The 23,488-nt window shown below is 66.6% G+C and carries 20 protein-coding genes; 13 read left to right on the top strand and 7 right to left on the bottom strand.

The genetic code is table 11. The features are described from left to right. Nucleotides 1-954, bottom strand: a complete 954-nt coding sequence (locus G3O06_RS00855) for a LysR family transcriptional regulator (RefSeq protein ID WP_174914383.1) — start codon at nt 952-954, stop codon at nt 1-3. Between the two features lie 101 nt (nt 955-1,055). Here G3O06_RS00855 and G3O06_RS00860 point away from each other — a divergent pair, with 101 nt between their 5' ends. The 3 genes from G3O06_RS00860 to G3O06_RS00870 all read left to right on the top strand — a co-directional run bounded on the left by G3O06_RS00860 (nt 1,056) and on the right by G3O06_RS00870 (nt 4,968). Continuing rightward, the gene (locus G3O06_RS00860; protein WP_205814563.1) at nt 1,056-2,414 is read left to right on the top strand and encodes an NAD(P)/FAD-dependent oxidoreductase; all 1,359 of its coding nucleotides are present in this window, start codon (nt 1,056-1,058) and stop codon (nt 2,412-2,414) included. Between the two features lie 326 nt (nt 2,415-2,740). Continuing rightward, nucleotides 2,741-3,175, top strand: a complete 435-nt coding sequence (locus G3O06_RS00865) for a phosphatase (protein WP_174967950.1) — start codon at nt 2,741-2,743, stop codon at nt 3,173-3,175. A gap of 179 nt (nt 3,176-3,354) precedes the next feature. Next, complete coding sequence (locus tag G3O06_RS00870; RefSeq protein WP_205814564.1) at nt 3,355-4,968, top strand: histidine-type phosphatase; 1,614 nt, start codon at nt 3,355-3,357, stop codon at nt 4,966-4,968. A 40-nt stretch (nt 4,969-5,008) separates the two neighbouring features. Here G3O06_RS00870 and G3O06_RS00875 read toward each other — a convergent pair whose 3' ends face one another. After that, a complete protein-coding gene (locus G3O06_RS00875; protein ID WP_205814565.1) occupies nt 5,009-5,668 on the bottom strand; it encodes an alanyl-tRNA editing protein in 660 nt (219 codons plus the stop codon). A 36-nt stretch (nt 5,669-5,704) separates the two neighbouring features. Further along, entirely contained in the window at nt 5,705-6,724 is a 1,020-nt protein-coding gene (locus G3O06_RS00880) for a sterol desaturase family protein (protein ID WP_205814566.1), read from the bottom strand. A gap of 94 nt (nt 6,725-6,818) precedes the next feature. Here G3O06_RS00880 and G3O06_RS00885 point away from each other — a divergent pair, with 94 nt between their 5' ends. Both G3O06_RS00885 and G3O06_RS00890 read left to right on the top strand, forming a co-directional pair. After that, complete coding sequence (locus tag G3O06_RS00885) at nt 6,819-7,865, top strand: AraC family transcriptional regulator (protein ID WP_174967946.1); 1,047 nt, start codon at nt 6,819-6,821, stop codon at nt 7,863-7,865. A 74-nt stretch (nt 7,866-7,939) separates the two neighbouring features. Next, nucleotides 7,940-8,245 carry a hypothetical protein gene (locus G3O06_RS00890; protein WP_205814567.1) on the top strand — a complete coding sequence of 102 codons (306 nt, stop codon included), beginning with the start codon at nt 7,940-7,942 and terminating at the stop codon, nt 8,243-8,245. Nucleotides 8,246-8,280: 35 nt separating this feature from the next. Here G3O06_RS00890 and G3O06_RS00895 read toward each other — a convergent pair whose 3' ends face one another. Continuing rightward, the gene (locus tag G3O06_RS00895) at nt 8,281-8,577 is read right to left on the bottom strand and encodes a hypothetical protein (RefSeq protein WP_174967944.1); all 297 of its coding nucleotides are present in this window, start codon (nt 8,575-8,577) and stop codon (nt 8,281-8,283) included. Between the two features lie 487 nt (nt 8,578-9,064). Here G3O06_RS00895 and G3O06_RS00900 point away from each other — a divergent pair, with 487 nt between their 5' ends. After that, complete coding sequence (locus G3O06_RS00900) at nt 9,065-10,639, top strand: EAL domain-containing protein (protein ID WP_241019424.1); 1,575 nt, start codon at nt 9,065-9,067, stop codon at nt 10,637-10,639. A 146-nt stretch (nt 10,640-10,785) separates the two neighbouring features. On the opposite strand, the gene G3O06_RS00905 is transcribed toward G3O06_RS00900, so the two are convergent. Beyond that, a complete protein-coding gene (locus G3O06_RS00905; protein ID WP_205814569.1) occupies nt 10,786-11,160 on the bottom strand; it encodes a nuclear transport factor 2 family protein in 375 nt (124 codons plus the stop codon). Nucleotides 11,161-11,263: 103 nt separating this feature from the next. Between G3O06_RS00905 and G3O06_RS00910 the strand changes: the two genes are divergently transcribed. The 4 genes from G3O06_RS00910 to G3O06_RS00925 all read left to right on the top strand — a co-directional run bounded on the left by G3O06_RS00910 (nt 11,264) and on the right by G3O06_RS00925 (nt 16,770). Next, nucleotides 11,264-12,244, top strand: a complete 981-nt coding sequence (locus G3O06_RS00910; RefSeq protein ID WP_205814570.1) for a LysR family transcriptional regulator — start codon at nt 11,264-11,266, stop codon at nt 12,242-12,244. Between the two features lie 330 nt (nt 12,245-12,574). Further along, the gene (locus G3O06_RS00915; RefSeq protein WP_205814571.1) at nt 12,575-14,959 is read left to right on the top strand and encodes a DNA polymerase II; all 2,385 of its coding nucleotides are present in this window, start codon (nt 12,575-12,577) and stop codon (nt 14,957-14,959) included. Between the two features lie 87 nt (nt 14,960-15,046). Next, entirely contained in the window at nt 15,047-16,171 is a 1,125-nt protein-coding gene (locus G3O06_RS00920; RefSeq protein WP_205814572.1) for a J domain-containing protein, read from the top strand. A gap of 275 nt (nt 16,172-16,446) precedes the next feature. Then, complete coding sequence (locus G3O06_RS00925; RefSeq protein ID WP_205814573.1) at nt 16,447-16,770, top strand: DUF4148 domain-containing protein; 324 nt, start codon at nt 16,447-16,449, stop codon at nt 16,768-16,770. A 109-nt stretch (nt 16,771-16,879) separates the two neighbouring features. Here the strand turns inward: G3O06_RS00925 and G3O06_RS00930 are convergent, their stop codons facing one another. Next, entirely contained in the window at nt 16,880-18,256 is a 1,377-nt protein-coding gene (locus G3O06_RS00930; protein WP_205814574.1) for a pectin acetylesterase-family hydrolase, read from the bottom strand. 66 nt (nt 18,257-18,322) lie between these two features. Then, a complete protein-coding gene (plcR, locus tag G3O06_RS00935) occupies nt 18,323-19,036 on the bottom strand; it encodes a phospholipase C accessory protein PlcR (protein WP_174987971.1) in 714 nt (237 codons plus the stop codon). A 430-nt stretch (nt 19,037-19,466) separates the two neighbouring features. Here plcR and G3O06_RS00940 point away from each other — a divergent pair, with 430 nt between their 5' ends. The 3 genes from G3O06_RS00940 to G3O06_RS00950 all read left to right on the top strand — a co-directional run bounded on the left by G3O06_RS00940 (nt 19,467) and on the right by G3O06_RS00950 (nt 23,361). Continuing rightward, on the top strand, nt 19,467-20,693 hold the full coding sequence (locus G3O06_RS00940; RefSeq protein WP_205814575.1) for an amino acid deaminase/aldolase: 1,227 nt from the start codon (nt 19,467-19,469) through the stop codon (nt 20,691-20,693). 74 nt (nt 20,694-20,767) lie between these two features. Further along, nucleotides 20,768-22,180 carry a D-arabinono-1,4-lactone oxidase gene (locus G3O06_RS00945; RefSeq protein WP_205814576.1) on the top strand — a complete coding sequence of 471 codons (1,413 nt, stop codon included), beginning with the start codon at nt 20,768-20,770 and terminating at the stop codon, nt 22,178-22,180. Beyond that, nucleotides 22,177-23,361, top strand: coding sequence for an MFS transporter (locus G3O06_RS00950; RefSeq protein WP_205814577.1), 1,185 nt, complete (start codon nt 22,177-22,179; stop codon nt 23,359-23,361). Before G3O06_RS00945 ends, G3O06_RS00950 begins: the two co-directional genes overlap by 4 nt. Nucleotides 23,362-23,488 lie beyond the last annotated feature (127 nt).

The following is a 23,488-nucleotide window of genomic DNA, read 5'->3' on the forward strand; positions in this document are numbered from 1 at the left end:
CTACTTGCGCCGCCGCTCGTGCGGCGCGACCGTCGCGCCGTCGATCACCGGTGCGCCCTGCTTGATCAGGAAGTCGCGGAACAGCCCCGTGACCTGCGAAATGCGCCGGTCGGCGAGCGTGACCACATACCATTCGCGCTCGATCGGGTTGCCGGGGAACGGCAGTTGCCCGAGCAGCCCGGCGCGCAGTTCGAGTGCACACGCGTGCAACGACAGGAACGCAACGCCGAGCCCCGCTTCGGCCATCTGCTTGATGGCCTCGTTGCTCGACAGTTCGGAGCCCACATGGAACCGGTAACCCGCGTTCTTGAACAGGCTCTCGACGGTCGAGCGCGTACCCGCGCCGCGTTCGCGCACGAGCAGGTGCGCGGATTCGAGATCCTTCAGCGCAACGCGCTTGCGCTGCATCAGCGGATGGCCGGGCGCCGCGACGAACACCATCGGATGCTTCGCGAACTCGACCGCATGCGTGCGCAGCTCCTTCGGCGCGCTACCCATCACCGCGAGATCGATTTCATGCGTCGCGAGCATGCGGATGATGTCGTCGCGATTGCCCACCTTGAAATAGGTCTTCACATGCGGACGCGTCGCGGTGAATTTGACGAGCAGCGGCGGAATCAGGTACTCGGCCGTCGTGATCGCGCCGATCCGCAGCGTGCCGCCGAGATCGCCCGTCAGCGCGGCCACTTCGTCACCGGCCTCGCTCCACAGATGCAGGATCTCGCGCGCGTAGCGCGACACGATCTCGCCGGCCGCCGTCAGCTGCACGCCACGCCCCACCCGCTGCAGCAACGCGGCGCCCACCGCCTCCTCGAGCAGGCGAACCTGCAGCGACACGGCCGGCTGCGTCAGGTTCAGCTCCTCGGCCGCCCGCGACACGCTGCCGAGCCGCGCAATCATGTCCAGCGCCTTCAGCTGCCGGAACGTCGCGGTCTTTCCTATAAGTGAATACATATGAGTCGCTTATAAACATTAAATTGTTCGAGTGGGTTCGAAACTATATCGTCGGTTCTTGAGCAATGTCATCCGAATCGTCATTAAAGCGGGAGCCCAACATGGACAACACCACGCCCAACCTTGCAACGGACCGCGCACCGCGCCTGCCGCGCATCGTGATCGTCGGCGGCGGCGCCGGCGGCCTGCACCTCGCCACGCGTCTCGGCGATACGGTCGGACGCCGCGGGCAAGCCGAAGTCGTGCTCGTCGACCGCTACCCCACGCACTTCTGGAAGCCGCTGCTGCACGAAGCCGCATCGGGCCATCGCGACCCGGCATCGCACACGATCGAATACGCGGCGCAAGCGAAGCGCCACGGCTTCCGCTTCGTTCAGGGCGCGCTGCAACAGGTCGACCGCGCGGCACGTACGGCGACGATCGCGGCCGTGCAAGACGCGGACGGCACGGAAATCCTGCCGCAGCGCGAGCTCGGCTATGACGACCTCGTGCTCGCCGTCGGCAGCGTGACGAACTTCTTCAATGTGCCGGGTGCGGCGCGCCACGCGCTGCCGCTCGAAAACCTCGACCAGGCCGAGGATTTCCGCCGGAAGTTCCTCGCGGCCTGCACGAAGGCGAATCACCTGGCCGAGCAGCAGCCCGCACGGCACGCGGCGCCGATCTGCATCAACGTGATCGGTGCGGGCGCGACGGGCGTCGAGCTGGCTGCGGCATTGCGGCATGCGATCCAGCAACTGACGACGTACCGCTTCAAGGCGCTGGTGTCCGCGCGCGACGTGCACATCCGGCTGATCGAAGGCGGCCCGCGCATCCTGCCGGCGCTCGACGAGCGGTTGTCCGGCAAGATGCACGCGCAGCTTCGCGCGCTGAACGTCGACGTGCTGACCGATACCCGCGTGGCGGAAGTCGGCGCGGATGCCGTGACGACCTCGACGGGCGAACGGCTCGCGAGCGACATCACGATCTGGGCGGCCGGCGTGGCAGGCCCCGCGTTCCTGCGGGAGATCGGCAACATCGCGCTCAATCGTGCGAACCAGGTGATCGTGACCGATACGCTGCAGACGCCGGACGATCCGCACGTGTATGCGTTCGGCGACTGCGCCGCTTGCCCGATGGCCGGCGCGAGCGGCTTTCTGCCGCCGCGCGCGCAGGTCGCGTACCAGCAGGCCGTGTATCTGGTCAACGCGTTCGCGCGTCGCGTCGCCGGCAAGCCGGTGGCCGGCTTCACGTTCCGCGATGCGGGCACCGTCGTGTCGCTCGGGCATGCGGGCGCCGTGTACCAGGCCGACATCAGCGTGCGTTCGCGCTCGCTGATCGTCGACGGGCTCGCCGCGATCGGCCTGTACAAGTTCCTGTATCGCAAGCACCTGTTCAGCGTGGTCGGCGTGAAGCGTGCGCTGTTCCAGTCGCTGAGCCACTGGCTGCAAAGCCGCAACCAGCCGTCGATCAAGCTGCACTGATCGCGCCTGTTCACACGCGGTATCGCAAGACGGCATATCGGGCGTGCTTCGCTCGATATGCCGTTTTTTCATATGCACATGTGCGGTGCATTCACCGCGTGCGCGAATCTGGTGCATCACATCGAAGGCCGTCGATACGATGCCATTCGCGCGGAATAGGTCGTGCGACACGCATCCCGCGCCCACATTGGCTCGCAACCCTATTCATAAGTCAGATCGTATGAGTCTGATATAAATATTAATTGGTCGCAATTTCCGGATCGACGCTAAGGTGTGTGGCATTCCCGTCGGCGAACGGATCATCACGTCTCTGAAGAGGAATCACCGTGGTTATTGAAGCCATCGTCACCCGTCTCGACGCTGCATTCGCGCAAATCGAAGCAACACCGGATTCGCACGAATCGCGCCATCAACGCGACGCGATCATCCAGTGGCTCGACCGAGCATCGGAAGAAGGATATCGACTCGGTCTCGTCACGACGCTGCCGGCCGCACGGCTCAGCGATATGTTCGAAGGCCAGTTCGGCCGCGCGAACCTCGACCGCTTCTCGGTCGTCGTCACGGACGCCAATCAGCAGGACTCCAGATCAAACCAGCATCCTTTCGACGTCGCACTGCAGGCACTCGGCGTGCCGCCCGAACGCGCGCTGGCGATTGCGAGCAGTGAACCGGAGCGCCGCGAAGCCGAACACTTCGGCCTGTCGCGCTGCGTGAACGTCACCGACACCGTGCGCTCGATCGCATCGGCCGGCCTGCACTGAACGCCGGCACACGGGCCGGCGGCGGCCGGCCATGAACGATCCGGCGGCAATCCGACGATTGCCCGACCGAATTCTGACATTCTGCTGTCAAAGTCGCTTGCAACACTTCCGGGCTTGACCGATCCCTCCCGGAGACGGGACGACGCGAACCTGCATCGTCCCGCCCGTTGCACGCCACGATGACACGCCCGATCCGCACCGCCACCGCCCTCGCGATTACCTGCCTGCTGCTCGCCGCTTGCGGCGGCGAAGACTCGACACCGCCCGCGGCCTCTGCCGACAACAGCGGCTCGACGCCCGTTCCGCAGCCTCAGCCCAAGCCGACACCCGCGACTTACTACCAGACGAAGACGCCGTACCGTCCGCAGCAGGACGCCGCGACGTACGAAGCACCGCCCGCCGGCTACGCGCCCGTCTATGCCGAACTCGTCGCGCGCCACGGCTCGCGCGGGCTGTCGGGCTTCAAGTACGACGGTGTGATCTACGCGATGCTGGTCAAGGCCGAGGCCGACGGCGCGCTGACCGCGCTCGGCGCGCAGCTCAAGGCCGACACGTACGCGATGATGAAGGCCAATGCGCTGCTCGGCTATGGCGTGGCGGGCATCTCGACGCCGGGGTACGGCAACCTCACGCAAACCGGCATCCGCGAACACCAGCAGCTCGCCACGCGTCTCGCGCAGCGGCTGCCCGCGCTGTTCGCGGCCGGCAACCGGCAGATCGTCGTCGTCAACTCGGGCCAGGATCGCGCGGTCGACAGCTCGACGTATTTCTCTGCGTCGCTCGTGGCCGCGCAACCGGCGCTGGCCGCGGCGATCACGCTGCCGGCTGCGCCGTCCGGCTATCCCGCGAACGCACCAGTCGCGCAGCCGGCCGGCACCAACCGTTTCCTGCTGTACTTCCACTCGCTGAAGCCGGCCACCGATCTCGTGACCGATGCGGGCAATCCGTACTACGCGACCTACCAGGCGAGCCAGGCATACCAGGCCTATGCGAACGACACGACGGTGGCCGCGAAGCTCAACACGATCAAGGCCGCGCCGCAGGCGGCCGACGTCGCGCAAACGGTGCTGTCCGCGCTCGTGTCGCAGGCATTCATCGCGAAGCTCGGCACCAGCGGCTACACGTTCGCGAACACGGGCACCTATGCATTCACGTCGACGGACGGCAAGTTCACCAACACGCTGAAGGGCGACGGCAAGACGAAGATCGCGACGGCCGTCGATGCGGTGAACGTGCTGTACAACCTGCTGCAGGTCGCGCCCGCGATGACGGCGGAAACCGGCGGCGTCACGATGGAGAAGTACATCGGCGCGGAGCAGGCGCAGTATCTCGCGTATCTGCAGGATGCCGAGGACTACTACCAGAAGGGGCCCGGCATCCAGGAAGCGAACCCCGTCACGTACCGGATGGCGAAGGTGCTGCAGGACGATTTCTTCGGCGAAGTCGATGCGATCGCGCGCGGCGACCTGACCCGCGCCGCGAAGCTGCGCTTCACGCATGCGGAGATCGTGATTCCGTTCGCGTCGATCATGAACCTGAAGAACGTGTTCGTGCCGACGCCTCAGGCGCAGACGTACACGTACGCGAACAACCCGTGGCGCGGCGACCAGGTGTCGCCGATGGCCGCGAACATGCAATGGGATGTCTATCGGAACGGCTCGCGGCTCATCGTGAAGATGCTGTACAACGAGCGCGAAACGGATTTCCAGGCCGCGTGCGACGGCGCGAAGATCGCACCGGGCAGCCACTTCTACGACTACGCGGGGTTGAAGCAGTGTTACGGGTATCAATGATGTGACGCGGGCAGCGGGTTACGCAGCCCACTCGCCCCCGCTACCCGCCGGCCCTCTCCGGCTCGACCAGCATCACCTCGATCCGCTCCTTGCCCTTCCCGGTATTCCTGCGCTTGAGCGTCAGCATGCCGATCTCGCCGGTCGACGCCGGATGCGTGCCACCACACGCCATCGTCGCGAAGCCGTCGACCGCCCAGAACCTGCGTTGCGCGTCGACGTCGCTGAAGTCGGTCACGATGCGCAGGTCGCGCTTCGACAGATCGGCCGCGGCCGATTCGATCTCGGGAAACAGCGGCGCCAGGCTCGCGTCACTCGCGAAGTCGATGCGCGCCTTGTCCTGCCCGATATGCGCACCGATGCGCTCGATGCCGGGCCTGAGCCGATAGACCAGCTGCAGCACCATTTCTGCCGCGAAGTGCAGACGCATCAGCCGGTACCGCCGCGTCCAGTCGATGCGCCAGGTCACGTGATCGCCGCCCGTCAGCGAATGATCGTGCGGCAGCGTATAGACGATGTCGAGCCCCTGCTTTTCGGCCTGGATGACCGGATAGCCGCCAAGCGACCCCGCGTCGCTTTCCTGCCCGCCCGAAAACGCAAAGAAGATGGTCGCGTCCACCCGCACGCGATCGCCGTCGACGTGGCTGACGACGGTATCCAGCGTGGTCCGGTAGGGATCGTCCCAGAATACTTTCTTCGTCATTGCCCGCCGCACCTTTCGCCGAGGAAAGCACACAGGTTAGCCGGAGCGGGTACCCGTGGCTTGTACGATCTTGCGCCCTTGCGCCGGCGCATCCCCGTCAGGCATGGCACGCGACGCCGTCGCAATCGCATCCTCACCCTTGCGCTCGACACTCCATGTATGGATCGGCCGATGCCCCGGCCGCTCCCATTCGGGCGGCATCCACAGGTGCTTCAACCGCTGCAGGACGGGCCCCGGCGCGAACACGTCGCGCCACATGTCGACGAACTCGTGCAGGTTCAGCACCAGGAAGTTATACGAACGAATCTGCTGCGTGATCCCGTAGTCGACCGGCTCCGTTTCCTCGACATACGTGCCGAACATGCGATCGAAGATGATCAGCACGCCGCCATAGTTCCTGTCGATGTAACGCGGATTGCGGCCGTGATGCGCGCGATGATTCGACGGCGTGTCGAACACGTACTCGAACCAGCGCGGCAGCCGCCCGATCGCCTCGGTATGCACGAAGTACTGGTACGCGAGGTCGACCGCGAGCAGGAACAGCACGACCGCGGGCGGGATGCCGAGCCACACCGGCGGCAGGTAGAACACGAACACGCCGACGAACGCGTTCAGCAGCGACTGCCGCATCGCCGTCGTGAAGTTCATCACTTCGCCGCTGTGATGCGGCACGTGCGCGGCCCAGAACCAGCGCACGCGGTGCGACGTGCGATGGAACCAGTAGTAGCAGAACTCCACGCCGACGAAGATCGGCACGATCGTGAAGCCGTTCACCGGCACGTCGAACCAGCGGTGCCGGTAGACCCACGTGAAGATCGCGCCCGTAAACAGCAGCCCCATCACGGTCTCGGCCACCTGATAGCCGGCGCCGAGCGACAGGTTCGCGACGATCTCCTTCCAGCGAAACGGCTCGCGGCGGCCGCGCCCGGTCATCACCGCGTATTCGATCGCGAACGCGATCAGGAAGACCGGCGTCATGCCGATCAGCAGCACCTGCTTCCAGTCCACGTCGTTACCCAGGAACGCATGGAGCCACGTCATCAACTCGGTCGGCATGTTCGCGGCCTCGATCAAGAACTGACCGGCAGTATGGTCGCGCGCGGGTCGCTCCGCGTTGACACTTGCCGACGATTACTTGACACTTTCCGCCATGCCCGCCGCCTCCCCGCTATCGACGCAGCGCGTCTACTACTCGAGCACCTACGTGCGGCTGCTGTTCGACTATCTGTCCGAGCAGGGCAAGGATGCCGCGCGCGTACTCGGCGAGGCGCGGCCGCCCGAGGACGATCGCGGGCTCACGCTCTACGCCAGCGCGCACTGGCGGCGCCTGCTCGAATGCGCGGTACGCGCGCTCGACGATCCGCTGCTCGGCCTGCACGTCGGCCAGCGGATCACGCCCGCTCATCTCGGTGCGCTCGGCTATGCGCTGCATGCGTGCCGCGATGCCGGCGCCGCACTCGCGCGCTGGCAGCAATACGAACACCTGATCGCGAACGTCGCGCGCATGGAAGTGCGGGTCGAAGCGACGTCGGTCGCGATCGAATGGCACGACGCGCCCGAGCCGCTCGGCCCGCTCGTCGACGAAGTCGCGCTGACGGCCATCGTCCAGTTCGCACGCAATATCACCGGTACGCATCACGGGCCCGACGAGGTCTGCTTCGTGCACCCGTCGCCCGCCGACGAACGGCCGTACGTCGCGTATTTCGGCTGCCCGGTGCGGTTCGGCCAGCCGGTGAACCGTCTCGCGTTCCCGCTGCACCTGCTCACGCAGCCGCTGCGCCAACCGGACGACGCGCTGTTGCAGATGATGGAGCGCCAGGCGAGCGCGCTGCTTGCCGAATTGCGGCAGACGGACGATCTCGAACAGTCGGTGCGCGAAGCCGTCGCGCGCCTGCTGACGCACGGCGAAGCGAGCATCGAACAGATCGCGTCGGACCTTCATGTGTCGTCGCGCACGCTGCATCGGCGGCTTGCCGAACTCGGGCTCAACTTCCGGATACTGCGCGAGGACACTCGGCGGCGGCTCGCGATCGACCACCTGAACGATCCGCGGCTGACGCTCGCGGAAGTCGCGTGGCTGCTCGGCTATTCGGAACACAGCGCATTTACGCGCGCCTTTCGGCGCTGGACCGGTGAATCCCCGCAGCAGTGGCGCAGCCGGCAGCCGGCGCGGGCAGCGAACGTCGCACGCGGCTGAGCGCGGCGCGCAAGCGTACCGTCGACGAACTCGCGTCCGCCCGCGCGGTCGAACGAGCATCGCCGGAGAATCCCATGAAACGCGTTGCCACTGCCGCTATCCTGACCCTGCTTGCCGCCGTCAGCTTGCCGGCCGCCGCCGGTACGACATCCGGCAGCGCCGAGCCGGCTCCCGTTCAGGCGCACGCGAAAAACTGCGTCCCGTCCCGCGATGCCATGCCCGACGCCCGCTCGTCGTCGAAGGCGCCGCCGATCCGCGTATGCGTCAGCGATTCCAATACGCAACTGAACCTGCCGTGGTTCCTGACCGATGTGCTCACCGCGGTGGACACGCACCAGTCGGGCGGCGACCTGCTACGCAAGATGCGCAACGATTTCTGAATCGCGGCCCGCGCGGTGCACCGGCACCGCATCGTTCATTCACCATCGGACTCCCGCAGCACCTGCACGAACGTGCCGACGATGCCGGCCCACATCCCGGGGTCGGCAATGCTGCGTAGCAGCACGAGCAATTCCTTTCGTTCACCTTTCGAAAGCGAGCCATGTTCGCCGCTGATGGTGTTGTAGCGCGGCGTACCGCGCGATGCGAGTGCGCGATCGAGCAGGTAGTTGCGGGCCTGCCCGTCTACGTCGATCCGGATCCACAGCGAGCCGCCGTCGGCCGCGGCTGCACCATCGGTCACAATGACCGTGCGCACGGTATTTTCTTCCATCCCGAAGCTCCGGCGAGACGTGCGACCGTATCGCGCGGCGATCGATCGCACGCCGCCGGCTGGTCGACGAAGACAGCATCACGAAAGAATGTTTCCTGTCGAGACACAATGACAAAACTACACCAATTGTTGAATAACAATATTTCGCAATCTCTCGTCACATCTTATACTTGCCGCGCACCATCCTCGTGCCAAGAGACGGTGTTTTTCGTCCCGGCCGCAAGACCATGCGGCCGGGGGTTTTTTTAGTGCGCTACGCCAATATACATGCGCCATATGCACATGTTTATCGCGGCAAGCCTCCGGAATGAATGGTCGATTGCGACAGGGCTGTCGCAGTGCCCGCCGCGATCGTAGAATCGATCGCATCACGATACCGGCGCGTACAGCGCATTGCCCGAACCCGGCATGACGCATGCGCGCCGTTGGCGTAGCGACCGGTTCGACTTGCCTCTCCAAACACACAACACCAAAGGCGACCGCGGGAATGTCGGCGTTCACGCCAGGCTCGAAGCCAGTTTTCCAGCACAGCGGTGCGTGGCCGCGGATCGCCTTTTTCGTCGCGGTAATCGTTTGCGTGCTCGTACCGGCCTTTGCGATCGCACTGGCCGACCGCTACGCACGCGATACCGTCACCCAGCATGAACGCGTCATCGCGAACGACATCGTGGCATCGGTGGACCGCATCCTCGACGGTGCACGCCTGCGACATGTGGACGAACTGACCGCGCTCGTCGGGCGGCCATGCGCGACGGTATTCCGGACGCTCGCCGAGATCGGCACGCGCCTGCGCTACCTGCGCGCCGTCGCGCTGGTGCACGACGGCCGCGTCATGTGCTCGTCGGCGCTCGGGGCGATCGACTTGCCGCTCGGCGCTTACACACATGAGCCGGAACCGGGCTCGACGCTCGTCACGCTGCTGCGCCAGACGCCGTTCCAGCAGGGTATCCCTGTGCTGCCCGTGTTCTACGCCACCGCGCCCGGCGCGGGCGTGCTGTACCTGATCGAAGGTGACTACGTGGCCGACGCGCTCGCGCACGGTGCGCGCTACGGGACGGAAACCGCGACGCTGTCGATCGCGGGTTCGGGCCATCTCGATCAAAACGGGAAGTATTCGCCGGAGTCGGCCACGGAACCCGCAGGTGGAAGCACGATCCTGTCGCCCCGCTGGCCGTTCACGGTGCGGGTTGCCGCATCCACGCACTATGCGTCGCAAATACGGCATCGCTATCGGCTGATCGCCATTACGATCGTGCTGCTGGCGGACGGCCTCGTGATGGCGGCCTACCTGCTGGCGATGGCGCCGCGCCGGTTGCTGCTGAAGGCCGTGCGCAACGCGCTCAGGCGCGACGAGCTCCATGTCGTGTACCAGCCGATCGTCGATGTCGAGACGCGCAGGACCGTCGGCGTCGAGGCGCTGCTGCGCTGGCAGCATCCCAAGTGGGGGCCCATCAGCCCGGCCGTGTTCATCCCGCAGGTGGAGTCGAGCGCCGTGCTGCCGAAAGTGACCGAATTCGTGCTGCGGACCGCCGTGTCGGAACTGTCCGCGCTGGCGTCATCCGCGCCGCTGCGCATCGCCATCAACATCGCGCCGAAGGATCTCGAGCGCACGCGGTTCGTGTCCGTCGTCGAGGACGCGATCCGTGCGCTGCCGCCCGGCTTTACGCTGGTGCTCGAAGTCACCGAGCGCATCCTGCTCGAAAAGAACGCGCGAACCACCGCGATCTTCCATGCGCTGAGAGCGAAGGGCGCGAAGTTCGCGATCGACGATTTCGGCACGCATCACAGCAATCTCGACATGCTGTCGCGCTTTCCGTTCGACTACGTGAAGATCGATCGCCAGTTCGTCTCGCAACTGAACGACGGCAGCGCGGGGTTGATCGAAGGGATCGCGTCCGTTGCGCATCACTACGACCTGAAGATCATCGCGGAAGGTGTGGAGACCGAAGTGCAGCACCGCGCGCTGCATGCGGTCGGGATTCAGTATGCGCAGGGCTATCTGTATCAACGGCCGCAGCGGGTGGAGCATTTGAAGGAGGGGGTTGCGTGGGTGTCGGTGTAGGGGGATTGCCGCCGGCGCATACGCATCGGCGGCCACTGTACGCCGTATTGACTGTCTTCCCCGGAGTTTTTCGTTCGTCGGTGTTTGCGTGCAATCTGTCGTTCTCTCAGGAGTCCGACATTGATGCACATCCGCAGCGCCGCTCGTCAGTCGAACGTATGCACGATGGCGGACGCCTTGGTTGCGATCAACCAGTTGCCCTCCACCTTATGCATGACGAAGTGATCGTTGAACAGCCTGTTTCCGATCCGCACCCGCACGGTAGCCGTTGAAAGGCCGTCCGAGATATTCTCCATCGAGAGGATCGCCTCGTCTCTGGGCGCGCCGGTCGATCGCGGACTCGGCCTCCCGTTGATGAGCGCTGCATACTCCCGCGACGACAGAATGCGCAACTGGCCCGCATCCAGCCACTGAATCAGGCAGCTCGGGTGAAAGACCTTGCCGAAGTCACGGCTCTTCGGCTCATAAGCCAAATTGAAATAATCCTCGATCAACGCGACGACTGCTTGGGTCTGGTTCATGGCTGGCTTTCCTCGGTAGTGAACGGCTCGTATAGTGAGCGATCCTCCCCGCCTTCGGCTACGGCGACCCGGTTATCGCTGCCATTACAGGAACACATGGATCATGGAAGACCTCGATGGAGGACTTGTAAGCGGCTTGCTCGTCCTTGCGGCCCTGGCCGAATCCGGGAGCTTTGGTCGTGCTGCATCTCGTCTGGGCAAGACTCAACCTGCGGTCAGTCGTGCTATCCAGCGACTGGAGGACCGCCTGCGCGCGAAGCTCGTGCATCGCACCAGTCGACGCGTTGACGTGACGGACACCGGCCATGAGCTGCTGTCAAAGGTGTTGCCGTTACTCCAGGGGATCGAAGAAGCGACCGTCGGCGCCTCCGACCAGACCTCGGTCGTCAACGGAACGCTCCGCGTCGCGTGCGATGCCGTGTTCGCCCGCCTGGTGCTGGCGCCGGAGCTGGCCCAGTTCATGAAGGACCACCCTGCTCTTCACCTGAAGCTGGAGACCCGGAACGATCTCTCGGACCTGGTAAGCGACGGATTCGATCTCGCCATCCGATTCGGACCGCCATCCGTTTCAACCCTGGTCTGTCGCAGGCTATATAGTCCGCGGGTCCTGACCGTGGCCGCACCGTCCTACCTGGAGCGACGCGGTCGGCCGAAGTCGCCGCAGGACCTGGTCGATGATGGCCATGAATGCATCCTCGCCATCGACCCGGCTACCGGCAGACCTTTCGAATGGGAATTCTGGCGTGACAACGAGAAAGTAAAGGTGGCCGTAGGCGGAAACCTGACGCTCACGGACGCAGGAACCAAAATCGGCGCCTGCCTTGCAGGCTACGGGATCGCTCAGGTGATCGACCTCGGGATCGACACCCACTTGCGTGCGGGCACGCTGGAGCCGGTTCTGACGGATTGGTGCGACGAGACGTTCCCGCTTTACGTCTACTATCCCAGCCGGAACCACGTTCCCGCCAAGGTAAGAGCGTTCATCGACTTTGTTGCCGGCATGATGCCCGGGCTACAGTCGAAAGGCCATGGCGCCGGCCAGCCGCCGCAACCGGTTATGCTGGAGACGCTGCGTCGCGAGTAGTCTTCTTTCGCTCGCGCGCCTGACCTTCCGCGTCGACCGTCATCGCCATGTCGTCGCCTCCGTTGCGTTGCATCGGCATCGCCCGGCGGTCGCTTCATCATCGCGTCGACACCGCCCCTGGCCGGATGCGAAACGTTATGCTCCTTCGCCTGCCCGCGAACGGTCACACCTGCCGCCAACAGTTTTGAGGAATCGTGACGCCGGCCGGCGCGCACGAGATCGCGCATCGCCCAATGGCTTCCTGCCATCTGTTGCCACGCGCCCCCGTCGGCACGACCTCCATTCAAGCGCTAAAATCCGCCGCCTGGGCATCCACAACGAGCAAGCGTTTTGACGGCGTTCGAGCAGGGTTTCATCCTCACCCGCCACTGGCGGGACACCGCATCCGGCATCGAGATCAAGTTCTGGCTGGCAACCGAACACGGTCCGCGCCGCGTGCGGTTGCGCCCGCAGGAAGCCGTCGCGTTCATCCCGGCCGAACAGCAGGCGCTCGCCGAGCGCGCGCTGGCCGGCGAGCGCGAGGCCGAGTTGCGCCCGCTCGCGCTGCGCGACTTCCGGCAGCGTCCGGTCGTCGGCCTCTATTGCAAGCGCTATCGCCATCTGTCCGGGCTGCAGAAGCGCCTCGCGGCGGCCGGCGTCGACGTCTACGAAGCCGACGTACAGCCGCCCGACCGCTACGCGATGGAGCGCTTCATCACAGCCTGCGTGGAGTTTCGCGGGCAGCCCGGCCGCGACGGCACGCTGAACGGCGCCGAACTGAAAACCGCGACCGGCTATCGCCCGGCGCTGCGCTGCGTGTCGCTCGACATCGAAACCAGCGTACACGGCGAGCTGTATTCGATCGCGCTCGAGGGCTGCGGGCAACGGCAGGTCTACATGCTCGGCCCGCCGAACGGCGACGACAGTGACGAAGCGGGCGCCATCGACTTCCGCCTCGACTACTGCGACAGCCGGCCCGCGATGCTCGCGCGGCTCAACGAGTGGTTCGACGAACACGATCCCGATGCGGTGATCGGCTGGAACCTCGTGCAGTTCGACCTGCGCATCCTGCACGCGCACGCAGAGCAGTTCGGCGTGCCGCTGAAGCTCGGGCGCGGCGGCAGCGTGCTCGACTGGCGCGCGCACGGCCAGCAGCCCGACCACTTCTTCGCGGGCGCGGCCGGCCGGCTGATTCTCGATGGCATCGACATGCTGAAATCGGCGACGTGGACGTTCCCGTCGTTCAGCCTCGAATACGTGTCGCAGGCACTGCTCGGCGAAGGCAAGTCGATCGACAACCCGTACCAGCGGATGGACGAGATCCAGCGCCGCTTCGATCACGACAAGCCGGCGCTCGCACGCTACAACCTGAAGGACTGCGAGCTCGTCACGCGCATCTTCGACAAGGCCGACCTGCTGTCCTTCGCGCTCGAACGCGCGAGCGTGACGGGCCTCGCGGCCGATCGCACTGGCGGGTCGGTCGCGGCCTTCACGCACCTGTACCTGCCGCGCATGCACCGGCTCGGCTATGTCGCGCCGAACCTCGGCGACGTGACGGGACAAAACAGCCCCGGCGGCTTCGTGATGGATTCGCGCCCCGGGCTGTACGACTCGGTGCTCGTGTTCGACTACAAGAGCCTCTATCCGTCGATCATCCGCACGTTCCTGATCGATCCGGTCGGGCTGATCGAAGGGCTCGCGAATCCCGGCGACGATGCATCGGTGCCCGGCTTTCTCGGCGCGCGCTTCTCGCGTACCGCACACTGCCTGCCCGATATCGTGCGCCGCGTGTGGGAAGGCCGCGACGATGCGAAGCGGCAGCGCAACGCGCCGCTGTCGCAGGCGCTGAAGATCATCATGAATTCGTTCTACGGCGTGCTCGGCTCGACGGGCTGCCGCTTCTTCGACCCGCGCCTCGCGTCGTCGATCACGATGCGCGGGCACGAAATCATGCACCGCACGCGCGAGCTGATCGAAGCGCAGGGTTACGAAGTGATCTACGGCGATACCGATTCGACGTTCGTGTGGCTCGGTCGCGCGCACGACGACGACGAAGCCGGCGCCAAGGGCCGCGCGCTCGTCGAGCACGTGAACCGCTGGTGGCAGGCGCACCTGCGCGACCACTTCGGGCTCGAGAGCGCGCTGGAGCTGCAGTACGAGCGGCACTACCGCCGCTTCCTGATGCCGACCGTGCGCGGTGCGGAAGAAGGCAGCAAGAAGCGTTACGCAGGCCTCGCGGCAGCGGCCGACGGCGGCGAGGATCTCGTGTTCAAGGGGCTCGAAACGGTGCGCACCGACTGGACGCCGCTCGCGCAGCAGTTCCAGCGCGAGTTGTACCGGCGCGTGTTCAGCCGCGAGCCGTACCAGGATTTCATCCGCGACACCGTGCGGCGCACGCTGGCCGGCGAATTCGACGACCAGCTCGTCTACCGCAAGCGCGTGCGCCGGCCGCTGCGCGAGTACGAGCGCAACGTGCCGCCGCACGTGCGCGCGGCACGGATCGCCGACGAGTTCAACCACGCGCAGGGCCGGCCGCTGCAGTACCAGCGCGGCGGCTGGATCAGCTACGTGATGACGACGGCCGGCCCCGAGCCGCTCGAGACGATGCGCTCGCCGATCGACTACGCGTTCTACCTGAGCCGCCAGCTGCAGCCCGTCGCGGACGCGATCCTGCCGTTCCTGCGCGACGATTTCGAACGCGTGATCTCCGGGCAGGGGCAGTTGTTTCAGGAGTAGCCGCGCCACGTCGGGCACGGGAGAAACGTCGGGCCGGTTAAAATACCGCGCTGCTGCGCGTCCTGCCGCAGCCGAAGGAGATTCATCATGACCGCACGTCGCGGAACAGCGGTCGCCATCGCGCCCGGCCACGAGACAGCCAGCCTGTCGAAAGCCCAGAAAGCATTCAATGCGCTCGTCCAGCAGATCGAGAAGCGGCGCGAGCGACTCGGCGCGTGGGAAGCCGTGATGCCGGTCTTCCAGAAGAAATTCGTCGACGAGCTGTTGCCGCTCGAACAGACGTCGACCGCGCTGCGGATCCGGTTGCTCAATCAACTCGACGACGCGTACCTGCAAAAGGGACTAAGCAAGGCCGAGCAGCGCACCCTTTCCGGGATGATCGCCAACATGGCGCGCGACTTGCTCGACTTCAGCGACGATGCGCAGTTGAAGGCCATCCACGACCGGCACAGCGCGGCCGATCATGGCAGCGACGCGGCGGCCGAGCCCCGGCAGACCAAACCCGCGACGGAACCGGAATCGACGCCCGGCGTGGCCGCGGAAGACGATCTCGACGCGCTGTCGCCCGAAGAGCTCATGGCGCGCATGCAGGCCGAACTGGACGAACAGTTCGAGCGCGACATGGCCGAGCACGCGGCCCGCGAGGCACAGCGCGCCAAGCGCAAGAAAGCACCCCGGCAATCGGCCGCGCTGGCGAAGCGCGAAGCCGAGCAGGCCGAATCGAGCCGCTCGATCCGCGAGGTCTATCGGAAGCTCGCGAGCGCGCTGCACCCCGATCGCGAGCCCGATCCCCAGGAACAGGCACGCAAGACCGTGCTGATGCAGCGGGTCAACCACGCTTATGCGAACGGCAAGCTCCTGCAACTGCTGGAGCTGCAGCTGGAGATCGAACAGATCGACCGGCACGCAATCAACGGGCTCGGCGAGGATCGGCTCGCGCGCTACAACGGCATCCTGGAAGATCAGCTGCGCGAGCTGGATCAGGAGATCCAGGACGTCGAGACCGGATTCCGTCGCACTTACGGAATCGCGCCGTCGGTCAAGGTCGCGCCCGATACCATCATGCGCATGCTCACGCGCGACATCGCGGGCACTCAGCGCAGCATCCACGACCTGAACCTGACGCTGCGCGAGTTCGACGATCCGGCGAACGTCAGGGAATGGCTGAAGGACATGAAGCGCCAGCAGGCATTCCCGCGTTTCGACGACTAGCCGTGCCGGGCGGGCCTGCATCCGGCCGCCGAACATCGAATGCGCAGTCAGCCCGATGGCATGACTGTGCGCCCCTCATCGATCGGCATTCCGCGCGAACAATACAAGCAGAAACTGGCCACTCCGAACTCCGTACGTCACCCACTCTCACGGATTCAGGAACACAGCTGGACAGGAATCGCCATTTATTCGGCCGATCCGGGTTCCTAAACTTGTCTCGTCGGTTCAGCCAGCCGCAATCGCGCCGAACCGCAACGAAACCGTCTGAGGAAACCGTGAAATCCATCATCGTCACCATCGCCACTGTCGCAGCTACCGCCACCGCTCTCCTCGCCGCACCGACCGCGTCGTACGCGCAGTCGTCGCACTCGACGCTCACGCGTGCGCAGGTGCGCCAGGAGCTGCTCGACCTCGAGTCGGTCGGCTACGAGCCGATCGCCGGCGACGGCGACAACTATCCGGGCGACATCGTCGCCGCGCAGGAGCGCCTGGCGGCCAAGCGGCTCGCCGAACGCAAGAACGCCGAAGCGGCCTACGGGTCGAACGGTACGCCGGGCACGGATTCGGGCGCGCCGGCGGTTGCGGTGGTGAAGCCGTAACACCGGACGCAATCACGCGACGCACGGCCACGCATCGACGCAGGCGAGCGGCCACGCCACCCGGCCGCCGCGCTGCGTCGCGGTCACCCGCTCACGCGAACCGCCCCCGTCACGCCCGGTGCCCCGAGATCGGCCCCGCTTCGCCGGTCAGGTTGAAGATGCTGTCGATCCACGCAAGAAACGTCGAGAACGTGAAATCCGACCACTGCTGCGTGCGGAACGCCTTCATCACCGGCGTATCGGCCGGGTCCTGCTGGTTCAGCAGGTTGTCGACGAACGTGCCGATATCCGCGTCGATGCCGTTCTCGTGGATTCCCGACCCGGTGAAGCTGACCGCCGTCACCTGATGGTTGGCGATGAAGTCGTTGCGCGCCCACGGCATGAAGTAGCCGAAGTTCGGCAGCGGGTTCAGCGTCTGCTTCAGCCCGTCCAGTTCCTGGTCGAACATCGCGAGCGACAGCGCATCCTTCGTCGCGTCGTCGGGCGCCGCGATCACGGCCGGCACGAACGCGCGATAGTGATACGCGGCGATGATCTTGTCGCGCTGATAGCTCGAGAAGCCGAAGCGGTCGTGCGGGAATGTCGCCGACAGCGCCGCGTACGCGCTCCCCATGTTGCCGGGATCGAAATGGCTGGTCAGCCGGCTGTTCACGGTGATCATCCCGTCGGGGCCGGTCATCCCCCACTCGGTGCGCACCCGGTCGTACAGGCCGACCGACGGATGCGAGGCCGCATCCGCATCGAACGGCGTGTTGAACACGGTGCCCGCATCGTCGAGCAGCGAACTATGCGCCTGCGGCTGCAGCGTGTTGCGCAGCGTCGCGTAGTTCGCGAGCGTGCCGTAGCCGCCCGCGCTCATCCCGTACACGAGCAGCCGGCTCGGCTTGCCGAAGCCGTGCGACGTCAGCCACTGCGCGACGGCCTGGATGTTCTTCAGCCCGCTGTAGTGCTGCAACCGCCAGTCGCCGCTCGGCGACGTGTAGTTGCGCACCGCGCTGCCCATGTGGATATCTCCGGTGCAATAGGGCACGAAAACCTGTGTCCACTGCTGCGTCTCGACCTTCGGTTCGCCGACGAGAATGTGCGCGAGATCCATCCGCGTGAGCAACGGCGACAGGAACGATGACAGCAGCGCCTCGTTCGCGGTGCCGTTCATGTAGTTGTGCGGGATGCCGTCCGGGTTGAAGCCGCCGAGGCCAGCCTCGGCGCCGGTCGACGTCTGCGTGCAGGTGCCGTAGTCCCAGCACGCGCCGCCCGGCTCCATCATGTACAGCAGGTTGTCCGACTGCGCGCGATTGATGTAGAAGCGCATCGGCGTGCCGTTGCCGCACGATGCACCGGTGCTCTCCGGCAACGTCACTTCGTACCACGAATAATATGGAATCAACGGATCCGGCATCGTCGTATCGGCCGCGTGGCCATTCAGTGCCGCGCAACCAAGCAGCGCGGCAACGGCCGCGCGCAGCAGGCTTCGTGCTGTGGACATCTCCCCTCCTTGTCGATGGACATGACGCGGCCACCGGGCATCGTCCCGGCGTCGCGGATTCGGCGCTCAGTGCACGCCGGACGGTGAAGCGCCGTCGAACAGCTGGACGCGCAGCGCCTGCAGGCGTTGCGCGATGACGGCTTGTTGCTGGTCGGGATCGGGAATGCTCGCCTGAACCTGCCGGACGACGTCGCGGCTCTGCTGTTCGTACGAGAGATAGCGCGGGTCCTGCGCCGGCGACGGGCCGACCGTCTGCTGCGCATAGGTGTCCCATTGCGCGCGCATCGACCGGATCGCCGCGCTGCGCGTCGCGGGGTCGGCTTCGGTATCGGTCAGCAGTGCAGCGCTCAGCGCTTCGGCCTGCACGGGAACGATCTCGTTGCGCGCGACATGGTCGGGAAGTTCGTCGAGAATCCGGCGCGCAAGTGCGGCGCGCTCGTCTTGCGGCATGCTGTTGCGGCGATCCCCATACGCGGCAACCTCGTCGCGAAAGCGCGCGAACGCGACGATACGCTTCACTTCGGCGTCCGCATCGGGGCGCCCCGCGAGGCTGCGACGCAGCGCGTCGACGTCTAGCCGCCGCTCCTCGGGGCCGGGTGTCGCGGCGCCGGTGCCGAACGTATCGGCCGCGCCTGGCTGCGCGCTTGCCGTCGCGGCCGGCGTACCGGATGACGCGGCTTGCGCCGGTGTCGTCGCTTCATATCGCCAGACTGCAACGACGGCCACGCCGATCGCCGCGATCGCGCCCGTGCGCCGCCAGAGTGCCCTGTTCTTCTTCACGTCGCCTCCTCGTCACGTCATGCCGTTCTTCGCCGGTGCATCCGCGAGTAGGTTCTAGGTCGAATCCGGCATGCAGTCAAAAGCGGCGCTAGAACGCAGGCACTAAACCTGCTCGCGTCGGCCATGCCCGGCACAACGTTTGAAACGCATTTCGTTGTCGGATCGGCAAGCGCACTATGTCGCGCGTCACGCCCGTCCGGCGGTGGTTCGGGCCGATACGCGCCGTATGCGCCTCAACACCAAGCAAGCGGCGATCCAGCCGCACGGCGCGCGATGGTCACGCATGGACGTGGCCGATACGGATGGCCGGATAAGACCCGTCGAACGACCCGCTGAGCGCTTGGTCGTCATTTTGGCCAGCCCTATGCTGGTTTCCGACACGCGCCGAACGGTCGGCGCGACGCACACCCCACCCAGCCGAGCCCGTTCCATGAGCCGTGCAGACCTTCCCCATCGCGCACCCGCCGCCGTCCACGACTACCCGACCTATCGCGACGCGCTCGCCGGCCGCCGGCTACCCGCCGCCTTCGTCGACCTCGACTGCCTCGACGCGAACCTCGCCGACCTGAAGCGCCGCGCACGCGGCCTGCCGATCCGGCTCGCGACGAAGTCGGTGCGCTCGCGCGAACTGATCGGCGCGGTGCTCGCCGCCGGCCCGTTCATGCAGGGGCTGCTGTGCTACTCGGCCGCGGAAGCCGCGTGGCTCGCCGACGGCGGGTTCGACGACATCGTCGTCGCGTATCCGACCGTCGAGCCCGACGACCTGCGCGCGGTGGCCGCGCAACTCAGGCGGGGCCGCTCGATCACGCTGATGGTCGACGACGCCGCGCAGGTCGACGCGATCGACCGCGTCGCACACGAGGAACGCGTGACGATCCCGCTCGCGATCGATCTCGACATGTCGTCCGCGTATCCGGGCCTGTACTTCGGCATGTACCGCTCGCCGGTGCGCGACGTAGCCGGCGTACTCGCGCTCGCGAGCCGCATCGGCGAGCGGCAGCACGTGCGGCTCGACGGGTTGATGGGCTACGAAGGACAGATCGCCGGCGTGGCCGACACGGAGCCGGGCAACGGCGCGCGCAACGCGCTGGTGCGTCACCTGAAGCGCCGCTCGGCACGTGAAATCAACGCGCGCCGCCAGGCGGCCGTGCAGGCGCTCGCGGCGGCAGGCCATCGGTTGCGCTTCGTGAACGGCGGCGGCACCGGCAGTATCGAAAGCACGCTCGGCGATACGTCGGTCACCGAGCTCGCGGCAGGCTCCGGCCTCTACGCGCCCGCGCTGTTCGATCACTACGCGGCGTTTCATGCGCAGCCGGCCGCCGGCTTCGCGCTGCCGGTCGTACGGATTCCGCAGCCGGGCATCGTGACCTGCTCAGGCGGCGGCTATATCGCATCGGGCCCGGCCGGCAAGAGCCGTCTGCCCCGGCCGTGGCTGCCGGCCGACTGCACGCTGATCGACAACGAAGGCGCAGGCGAGGTGCAGACGCCCGTGCGCGTGCCGCACGGCGTCGCGCCGGCGATCGGCGATCCGATCCTGTTCCGCCACGCAAAGGCCGGCGAACTGTGCGAACGCTTCAACACGCTGCTGCTGATCCGCGGCGGCCGCGTGGTCGGCGAAGCGCCCACCTATCGCGGCGAAGGCAAGAGCTTTTTCTAGCGGGCCGCGCCGCCCGTCGTTCAAACCGGCCAACCCGTTCAACCCATTCAAACGACAACCACGGAGACAATGCCATGTGGCGCAACTGGTCGGGATATGTCTGCAGTCCTGATGCAACCGTGTCGACGCCTGCGTCGCACGCCGGGCTCGCGGCCGTGCTGCGCGACGCGGCGGCAGCCGGCGCCACCGTGCGCGCGGCCGGCGCCGGTCATTCGTTCTCGCCGCTCGTGCAGACCAATGACGTGATCCTGTCGCTCGACGCGATGCAGGGCGTGATCGACGTCGACCGCGACCGGCGCGTCGCGCGCGTGCATGCCGGCACGCGGCTGTGGGCGCTCGGCCCGGCACTCGCCGCGCACGGCCTCGCGATGGAGAACCTCGGCGACATCAACGTGCAGTCGATCGCCGGCGCGACCAGCACCGGCACGCACGGCACCGGCATCACGCTCGGCAACCTGTCGACGCAGATCGACAGCCTCACCTTCATGTGCGCGGACGGCAGCGAGATCCGCGCGAGCGCCGACACGCATCCCGACCTGTTCGCGGGCGGCCGGATCGGGCTCGGCGCGCTCGGCGTGCTGACCGAGATCGGCCTGCGCCTCGTGCCCGCGTTCAAGCTGCGCCTCGAGCGCGGCGGCATGCAGCTCGACGACTGCCTCGCGCAAGCGGACGCGCTGATCGCGAAGCATCGCTCGTTCGAGTTCTACTGGTTCCCGCATACGGACACCGTGCTGACCAAGGCATGGGACATGACCGACGAGCCGGCCGACTCGGTGCACTGGGCGAGCCGCGCATCCGAATCGTTCCTCGAGAACACGGTGTTCGGCGCGCTGTGCGGGCTCGGCAAGCACATGCCGTCGCTGTGCCCGGCGCTGAGCCGGCTGTGCGCATCGACGGTGTCGGCCGGCCGGCACGTCGATGCGAGCTACGCGATGCTGTCGACGGTGCGCCGCGTGCGCTTCAACGAAATGGAATGGTCGGTTCCGGCCGAACGCGGCGCCGACGCGCTGCGCGAAATCCGCGCATTCATCGCGCGCCGCAGCTTCCCGCTGATGTTCCCGATCGAATACCGCTGGGTGCGCGGCGACGACATCTGGCTGAGCCCCGACTACGGGCGCGACAGCGTGCGCATCTCGGTGCACCAGTATCGCGGGATGCCGTTCGACGCGTACTTCTCGGGCGTGCAGGCGATCTGCCGCAATCACGGCGGGCGACCGCACTGGGGCAAGGTCCATGCGATGAAGGCCGCCGAACTGGCCGCGTGCTACCCGCACTGGGACGATTTCCTCGCGTTGCGTGAACGGATGGACCCGCATGGCCGCTTCCTGACGCCGTACCTGCGCACGCTGTTCGGCCTGCCGCAACACGCAGGCGCAAGCGCAGCCGCAACCGCCCGCGCCGCGCCAGCCCGACGAGGGACACACCCGATGCACGAAACGGCCGGCATCGCACAAGATCGGCCGCGATCCAACCAGGAGGCCTCATGAGCACAGCCACCCTGCATGCCGCCGCGCAGTCGCGTCCCGATCCGTCGACCGGCGCCGTCGTCCGCCTCGCGCTCGCGTTCGCGGCGGCCACCAACGGCCTGATCCTGTCGCCGTTCCTCGTCGCGGCCGTGATGACACGCTTTAGCCTCGACGAAGGCACCGCGACCGCGCTCGTCAGCGCCGAGATCCTCGGCATCGCGATCAGTTGCGCACTGCTGTCGCACCGGATCGCACGCGCCGCGCGGCCGTTCACGCTGGCCGGCCTGGTCGGCACGATCGCCGGCCAGGCGCTCAGCGCGGTCGCGCCCGGGATCGTGTCCGCAGCGGTCGCGCGCGGGATGACGGGGCTGTTCGAAGGGATGCTGTTCGTCGTCGTCGCGTCCGGCGTGTCGCAGCGCGCGTCGACCGACCGCCTGTGGGGGCAAATCAACCTGCTCGCGGGCGTCATCAACGGCGGCATCCTCGTGCTGATCTCCGCATTGCCGGCCGCCTGGCTCGGCCGCTGGGTGTTCGCGCTGCTGGCGGCCGTCGTCGCCGTGCTGGCGCCCGCGATCCGCGGCATCGACGCGTTCGCGAGCGCGCCCGCGCAAACCCACGTGCGTGCCGGCACGCTGCCGTGGCGGCCGGTGATCGCGATCTGGGTCGTGACCGCGCTCGTCTACGGCGTGCAGGCGTCGCAATGGGCGATCGCCGGCTTCGTCGGCGAGCGTGCCGGGCTGTCGCCCACGACGATCGGCGTACTGCTGTCGGTGTCGTCGCTGCTGGGCTTCGTCGGCGCGGCGATTCCGTCGCATCCGGCCAGCCACCCGCACCGCCTCGCGCTGATCTGGGCCGCGCAGCTCGCGATGATCGCGTCGATCGAATGGTTCTTCAGCGCGCGCAGCGGCAGCGCGTACTTCCTGAGCCAGTTCGTGCTGAACAGCGCGTTCTTCGTGATCGTGCCGTTCCTCACCGGGATGCTGTCCGACGTCGACCCGGACGGCTCGCTGGTCGCGCGCACGCTGGTCGTCACGTTCTTCGCGGCCGGCATCGGCACCGCGCTGTCGGGCGCGCTGCTCGGCCGCTTCGGCGGCATGCGCGTCGCCCACGTGCTGTGCGTGGCCGTGCTGGCCGCCGCCCCGTTCGTGCGGCTCGCGCTGCGCCGCGCGGCGCCCGGTGCGGTGGCCAGCGCGTCGCCCTGACCGCAGTGCGCCATGCCGTGGCCGCGACGCACCGCGAGAATGGCCGCCGCGGCCTTGGCCCGTGCAAATTTGGCTTTCTACATTCGTTTCCGGCGGTACGAGCCACCCCCCATGTCGATGCGGAGTC

The organism is Burkholderia sp. Ac-20345 (genome assembly GCF_017104825.1).
In the GTDB taxonomy this organism is placed as follows: domain Bacteria; phylum Pseudomonadota; class Gammaproteobacteria; order Burkholderiales; family Burkholderiaceae; genus Burkholderia; species Burkholderia lata_B.

What these genes read in the sequence shown, in the direction of transcription:
- G3O06_RS00860 (WP_205814563.1), top strand. Translation starts at nt 1,056, where the DNA reads ATGGACAACACCACGCCCAACCTTGCAACGGACCGCGCACCGCGCCTG.
- G3O06_RS00900 (WP_241019424.1), top strand. Translation starts at nt 9,065, where the DNA reads ATGTCGGCGTTCACGCCAGGCTCGAAGCCAGTTTTCCAGCACAGCGGT.
- G3O06_RS00885 (WP_174967946.1), top strand. Translation starts at nt 6,819, where the DNA reads ATGCCCGCCGCCTCCCCGCTATCGACGCAGCGCGTCTACTACTCGAGC.
- G3O06_RS00920 (WP_205814572.1), top strand. Translation starts at nt 15,047, where the DNA reads ATGACCGCACGTCGCGGAACAGCGGTCGCCATCGCGCCCGGCCACGAG.
- G3O06_RS00910 (WP_205814570.1), top strand. Translation starts at nt 11,264, where the DNA reads ATGGAAGACCTCGATGGAGGACTTGTAAGCGGCTTGCTCGTCCTTGCG.
- G3O06_RS00945 (WP_205814576.1), top strand. Translation starts at nt 20,768, where the DNA reads ATGTGGCGCAACTGGTCGGGATATGTCTGCAGTCCTGATGCAACCGTG.
- G3O06_RS00880 (WP_205814566.1), bottom strand. Translation starts at nt 6,724, where the DNA reads ATGCCGACCGAGTTGATGACGTGGCTCCATGCGTTCCTGGGTAACGAC.
- G3O06_RS00870 (WP_205814564.1), top strand. Translation starts at nt 3,355, where the DNA reads ATGACACGCCCGATCCGCACCGCCACCGCCCTCGCGATTACCTGCCTG.
- G3O06_RS00855 (WP_174914383.1), bottom strand. Translation starts at nt 954, where the DNA reads ATGTATTCACTTATAGGAAAGACCGCGACGTTCCGGCAGCTGAAGGCG.
- G3O06_RS00950 (WP_205814577.1), top strand. Translation starts at nt 22,177, where the DNA reads ATGAGCACAGCCACCCTGCATGCCGCCGCGCAGTCGCGTCCCGATCCG.
- G3O06_RS00895 (WP_174967944.1), bottom strand. Translation starts at nt 8,577, where the DNA reads ATGGAAGAAAATACCGTGCGCACGGTCATTGTGACCGATGGTGCAGCC.
- G3O06_RS00905 (WP_205814569.1), bottom strand. Translation starts at nt 11,160, where the DNA reads ATGAACCAGACCCAAGCAGTCGTCGCGTTGATCGAGGATTATTTCAAT.
- G3O06_RS00930 (WP_205814574.1), bottom strand. Translation starts at nt 18,256, where the DNA reads ATGTCCACAGCACGAAGCCTGCTGCGCGCGGCCGTTGCCGCGCTGCTT.
- G3O06_RS00940 (WP_205814575.1), top strand. Translation starts at nt 19,467, where the DNA reads ATGAGCCGTGCAGACCTTCCCCATCGCGCACCCGCCGCCGTCCACGAC.
- G3O06_RS00890 (WP_205814567.1), top strand. Translation starts at nt 7,940, where the DNA reads ATGAAACGCGTTGCCACTGCCGCTATCCTGACCCTGCTTGCCGCCGTC.
- G3O06_RS00875 (WP_205814565.1), bottom strand. Translation starts at nt 5,668, where the DNA reads ATGACGAAGAAAGTATTCTGGGACGATCCCTACCGGACCACGCTGGAT.